Annotated in this window: 2 protein-coding genes; both read left to right on the top strand. The window is 75.9% G+C overall.

The features are described from left to right. Positions 1-2: 2 nt before the first annotated feature. A complete protein-coding gene (locus tag ACLIYP_RS28615; RefSeq protein WP_412715999.1) occupies positions 3-4,940 on the top strand; it encodes an amino acid adenylation domain-containing protein in 4,938 nt (1,645 codons plus the stop codon). A gap of 18 nt (positions 4,941-4,958) precedes the next feature. Then, the coding region (locus tag ACLIYP_RS28610; protein ID WP_412715998.1) for a condensation domain-containing protein at positions 4,959-6,511 on the top strand (1,553 nt) is incomplete at its 3' end.

The raw sequence follows: 6,511 nt of genomic DNA, 5'->3' as shown, positions 1-6,511 counted from the left end.
CCGTGGCCGGAGATCCGGGTGCGCCGGCGCTGGTGTGCGGGCGGCGGTCGGTGACCTACGGCGAGCTCGACGGGCTGACCGGCGGGCTGGCGGCGGCGCTGGCCGCCGCGGGGGTGGGCCGGGGGAGCGCGGTGGGGGTCCTGCTACGGCGCGGGATCGGGTCGGTGGCCGCGATGCTGGCGGTGTGGCGGGCCGGCGGGGTGTACGTACCGCTGGACCCCGATCTGCCGCCCGAGCGGCTGCGGTTCATGGTCGCCGAGGCGGAGGTGGGCTGCGTCGTCACCGACGCGGCGACCGCGAGGACGGCCGCCGGACTGGACGCGGTCGCCGTACGGGCCGACACCGCCGGCTCCGACCCCGGCGGCCCCCGTCACATCCCCGGCCCGCACGACCTGGCGCACGTCGTCTTCACCTCCGGCTCCACCGGCCGGCCCAAGGCCGTCGGTGTGGAGCACCACGCCCTGGCCGCCCATGTCGCCGCCGCCCGCGACCGCTACGGCATCACCGCCGGGGACCGGGTGCTGGCCTTCGCCTCCTTCTCCTTCGACGCCTCCCTGGACCAGGTGCTGCCCGCGCTGACGTGCGGCGCGCAGGTGATCGTCCGCCCCGACGAGCCGTGGCTGCCGACCCAGGTACCCGAGGTGGTCGAGCGGCACGGCGTCACCGTCGTGAACCTCCCGCCCACCTACTGGACCGAGCTGGCGTTCTCCCTCGACCGCCGCGCCGCCGCGAGACTGGCCGGTCTGCGGCTGCTGATCCTGGGCGGGGAGTCCGTACCGGCCGAGGCGCTGGCCGCCTGGCGGGCCGCGGCGCCCCACGTGCGGGTCTGCAACGCCTACGGGCCGACCGAGACGACCGTCACCTCCACCACGTACGAGGTCACCGGGCAGGTCGGCGGACGGGTGCCGATCGGCCGCCCGCTGGGGTCGCGCCGGGTGTACGTGGTGGACGCGCACGACCGGCCCGTGGACGTCGGCGTCCCCGGCGAACTGCTCATCGGCGGGCCGGAGCTGGCGCGCGGCTACCTGGGGCGGCCGGCGCTGACCGCGGAGCGGTTCGTGCCCGATCCCTTCGCCCCCGGCGGCGGCCGGCTCTACCGCACCGGCGACATGGTGCGGTGGCTGCCCTCGGGCGACCTGGAGTTCCTCGGCAGGAGCGACGACCAGGTCAAGATCCGCGGCTTCCGTGTCGAGCTCGGCGAGGTCGAGGCGGCCCTGCGCGAGTGCCCCGGGGTGACCGCCGCCGCCGTGCGGCCCGACACCGCGACCGGCCAGACCCTGATCGGCTACGTCGTGACCGGCGGCACCGGCGGCACCGGCGGCACCGGCGGCACCAGCGGCACCGTCGAGCCGGCCGCGCTGCGGTCCTGGTGCGCCGAGCGGCTGCCGCACTACGCGGTGCCCTCCGACTTCGTGCTCCTCGACGCGCTCCCCGTGAACGCCTCGGGCAAGCTCGACCGCGCCGCGCTGCCCGACGCCCGCCCCGACCGCGCCGCCGGCCGCGTCGCCCACACCCCGCCCCGCGACGAGAGCGAGCGGATCATCGCGGCCGTCTGGGCGGACGTCCTCGGCGTCGAGCGGGTCGGCATCGACGACGGCTTCTTCGACCTGGGCGGGCACTCGCTGCTCGCCACGATGGCGGTCTCCCGCGTCGCCGAGCGCCTGGGCCGCGACATCGAGCTGCGCACCCTGTTCGAGAACCCCCGCATCCGCGAGTTCGGCCCGGCGGTGGCCGCCGCGCGCCGGGCCGCCGGGACCGCGGTCACCCCCGTGGACCGCTCCGGCCCCCTGCCGATGTCCTTCGCCCAGGAGCGGCTGTGGTTCCTGGACCGCACCTCCGAGGCGGGCGACGAGTACGTCCTGTGGTTCTCCTGGCGCCTGCGCGGCGGCCTGGACCGCGACGCCTGGCAGGCAGCGCTGGACGACGTGACGGCCCGGCACGAGGTGCTGCGCACCGCCCTGGTCGAGGTGGACGGCCGCCCCGCACAGCAGGTCTGCGACCCGATGGGCGTACCGCTGGAGTGGCGGCACGCCCCGGACGGCGAGGACGAGGAGGCCCGGCTGGAAGCGGTGCGGGAGCAGGCCCACGCGCTCGCCACCCGCCGCTTCGACCTGGACCGCCCGCCGATGCTGCGCGCCGGCGTGTGGGAGCTGGGGCCGCGCGACCACGTCGCCGTCCTCGCCTTCCACCACGTGGCCACCGACGGCTGGTCCAAGGACGTCTTCACCGAGGAACTGGCGGCCTGCTACCGGGCGCGCCTGGCGGGCCGGTCCCCGGCACTGCCCGAACCGCCCGTGCAGTACGGCGACTTCGCGGTGTGGCAGCGCGAGCTGGCCGGGGACGGGACGCTGGAGGGCCGGCTGGACTACTGGGAGGAGGAGCTGAAGGACCTCCCGGTGCTGCGGCTGCCCACCGACCGCCCCCGCCCCACGGCCTGGTCGGGCCGTGGCGGCGCGGTCGAGGTGGGACTGCCCTCCGAACTGGCCGCCAGACTGGACGCCTTGGCCCGCGAACAGGGGGCGACGCGCTTCATGGTGCTCCTGGCCGCGGTGCAGACGGTGCTGGCCCGCTGGTCCGGGCAGGACGACGTCCCGGTGGGCACCCCCGTCGCCGGCCGCGGCCGGACGGAGCTGGAGCGGCTGGTCGGGTTCTTCGTCAACACCGTCGTCCTGCGCGGCGACCTGTCCGGCTCCCCCACCTTCGCCGAACTGCTCGCAAGGGTCCGGGCGACCGTGCTGGGCGCCTTCGACCACCAGGACGTGCCCTTCGAGAAGCTGGTGGAGCGGCTGCGGCCCGAGCGCGACCTGTCCCGCAACCCGCTGTTCCAGGTGATGGTCGACGTCCAGGAGAGCCCCGCGGCGGGGCCGGACATCGAGGGGGTAGAGGCGACCGGCTTCGACCTGCCGTGGGCGTCGGCCAAGTTCGACCTGACCACCACCTTCCTCCTGTACCCCGACCGGTTCGCCCTCAACGTCGAGTACGCGGCCGACCTCTTCGACGCCGCCACCGCCACCCGGCTGGCCGAGCACGTGGGACGGGTGCTGGCCGCCGTCACCGCCGACCCGGACGTCCCCGTACACCGGGTGGACCTGCTGTCGCCCGCCGAACGCGCGCACCTGGTCGCCACCGCGGGTGCGGACCGGACCGCCGCGGGGCCCGAGGCGTTCACCGCCGTGGCCGTGGCCGGAGATCCGGGTGCGCCGGCGCTGGTGTGCGGGCGGCGGTCGGTGACCTACGGCGAGCTCGACGGGCTGACCGGCGGGCTGGCGGCGGCGCTGGCCGCCGCGGGGGTGGGCCGGGGGAGTGCCGTGGGCGTCTGCGTACGGCGCGGGATCGGGTCGGTGGCCGCGATGCTGGCGGTGTGGCGGGCCGGCGGGGTGTACGTACCGCTGGACCCCCGCCTCCCCGCCGAGCGGCTGCGGTTCATGGTCGCCGAGGCCGAGGTGGTATGCGTGGTGGGTGACGCGTCCACCGCGCGAGCGCTCGCCGCGCTCACGGTCCCCGTCGTACCGGCCGACGAGGTGCGCCCCGACCCCGGCGCGCCCCGCCACACGCCCGACCCGCACGATCTGGCCTACACCATCTTCACCTCCGGCTCCACCGGCCGGCCCAAGGCCGTCGGCGTGGAGCACCACGCCCTGGCCGCCCATGTCGCCGCCGCCCGCGAGCTGTTCGCGATCACCGCCCGGGACCGGGTGCTGACCTTCGCCTCCTTCTCCTTCGACGCCTCGCTGGAGCAGATCCTCCCCGCGCTCGGGGCGGGCGCGACCGTGGTCGTCCGCCCCGACGAGGTGTGGTCGGTGGAGGAACTGGCCGAACGGGTGCGCGCCGAGGGGATCACCGTCATGGAACTCACCCCCTCCTACTGGGAGGAGGTGGTCGCCCGGCTGGAGACGGTCGCCGGCGACCTGGCGAGCCTGCGCCTGCTGGTCACCGGGGGAGAGGAGCTGCCCTCGGGGCCGCTGGAGCGGTGGTTCGCCCACCTGCCCGCAGTCCCGGTCGTCAACACCTACGGGCCCACCGAGTCGGTCGTCTCCGCCACGGCCCACCCGGTCACCGCACCGGTCGGCGGACGGGTGCCGATCGGCCGCCCGCTGGGCTCGCGCCGGGCCTACGTGGTGGACCCCCACGGCAACCTCGCCCCGCTCGGCGTCCCCGGCGAACTGCTGGTCGGCGGGCCGGAGCTGGCGCGCGGCTACCTGGGGCGGCCGGCGCTGACCGCGGAGCGGTTCGTGCCCGACTCCTTCGTCCCCGGCGGCGGCCGGCTCTACCGCACCGGCGACATGGTGCGCCGACTGCCCTCGGGCGACCTGGAGTTCACCGGCAGGAGCGACGACCAGGTCAAGATCCGCGGCTTCCGCGTCGAACCGGGCGAGACCGAGACCGTGCTGCGCCGCCACCCCGGCGTCCACTCGGCCGCCGTCGTGGTCCGCGAGCTGCGCGGCGAACGCTCCCTGGTGGGCTATGCCGCAGGCCGGGGCCTCACCGCCGAGTCCCTGGCCGCCCACTGCCGCGCCCATCTGCCCGCCTACCAGGTCCCGGCCGCCTTCGCCGTACTCGACGCGCTGCCGCTGACCGTGCAGGGCAAGCTCGACACCGCCGCCCTGCCCGAGCCCGAACCTCCCGCCCCCGCCGAGTTCACACCGCCGAGGACCCCCACCGAGACGGTGACGGCGCAGATCTGGGCCGAGGTGCTGGGGGTGCCCCGGGTCGGCGTGCACGACGACTTCTTCGCACTGGGCGGGCACTCGCTGCGCGCCGTGGCCGCCGCCTCCCGCCTGCGGACCGCCTTCGACTGCCCCCTCCAGGTCCGCGACCTGTTCGAGCACCCCACCGTCGAGCTGCTCGCCGCCGAGGTGGAGCGGCAGCTCGTCGAACTGATCTCCGCGATGAGCGACGACGAGATCGACCTGTCCCTGACGGTGGACCACCAAGACTGAGATTGGACGGAACGCGCCATGACCACTTCGGAGATCCAGCCCGGGATCCGGCCCGACGCCCGGACCGGGGCCCGTCCCGAGTCCCGGCCCCGGACAGCGCGCACCGCACTCTCGCCGGCCGCCCGGCGGCTGCTGGAGCAGCGGCTGCGCGGACTGGCCGGCGCCGCCCCGGCCGCCATACCCCGGCTCTCCCCGCGCCCCGACCGCGCGCCCCTGTCCGCCGCACAGCAGCGCCTGTACTTCCTCGACCAGCTCGACCCCGGCGCCGCCACCTACCTGATGCCCGCCGCCTGGCGGCTGACCGGTCCGGTGGACACCGCCGCGCTCGACGGCTCCGTCCGCGACCTCGTCGCCCGCCACGAGCAGCTGCGGGTGACCTTCCCCGCCCACGACGGCGTCCCGCACCAGCGCGTCCACCCCGCGGGCCGGTCGCGTCTGGAGACGGCGGACCTGGCGGCCCTGCCCGGACGGACCCTGGAGGAGGCCGTACGCGAGCTGGCGATGCGCCCCTTCGACCTGGCCGCCGAGACGCCCTTCCGGGCCACCCTGCTCAGGGCCGCCGAGGACGACCACGTCCTGATCCTGGCCATGCACCACATCGTCTCCGACGGCTGGTCGCTGGAGATCCTGGTGCGCGACCTGCGCGAGCTGTACCGCGCCAGGACCGGGGGTGGCCCGGCCGGGCTGCCCGAACTGCCCATCGAGTACACCGACTACGCCGTCTGGCAGCGCGGCGCGGACGAGGCCGCCGACCTCGGCTACTGGCGCACCCGGCTGGCCGGTCTGACCCCGCTGGAGCTGCCCGCCGACCACCCGCGCACCGACACCCCCCGCCACACCGGCGCCGTGCACACCGCCGAGCTGCCCGGAGGGCTGTCGGCGGCGCTGACCGAGCTGGCACGGCGCACCGACACCACCTCGTACATGGCGGTGATGGCGGCGTTCCAGGCGGCACTGGCCCTGCACAGCGGCCAGGACGACATCGCCATCGGCACGGTCGTCGCCAACCGGGAGCGGCCCGAGACCGAGCAACTGGCCGGGTTCTTCGTCAACACCCTCGTCATGCGCGCCGACCTCTCCGACGACCCCACCCCGGCACGGCTGCTGGCCCGGACCAGGGAGAGCGTCCTGGGCGCCCTGTCCCACCAGGGCCTGCCGTTCGAGCGGGTCGTCGACGAGCTGAGCCCGGAGCGCGACCTGACCCGCAATCCGCTGTTCCAGGTGCTGTTCACCCAGGCCCCGGCGGGACAGGGCGCCTTCGACCTCGGCGGTGCCGCGGCCGCGCCCTTCCGCATCGACCACACCACCGCCAAGTTCGACCTCGCGCTGGAACTGCGCGAGGACGGCGACCGCCGGGAGCTGGTCTTCGTCTACCGTCCCGACCTGTTCGAGCGGGAGTCCGTGGCCCGGCTGGCCGCGCACACCACCGCACTGCTGCGCGCCTTCACCGAGACGCCCGACGCCCCGCTGAGCACCGTCGACCCGCTCACCGGCGCCGAGCGCGCCGCCCTGCTCGGCCCCGGCGGCCCGGCCGCTCCCGTACGGCCGGGCGGACCCGCCCCGCGCACCGC

The organism is Streptomyces nanhaiensis, from assembly GCF_046614825.1.
GTDB lineage: Bacteria > Actinomycetota > Actinomycetes > Streptomycetales > Streptomycetaceae > Streptomyces > Streptomyces radiopugnans.
This window is presented reverse-complemented; position numbering and strand designations above follow the sequence as displayed.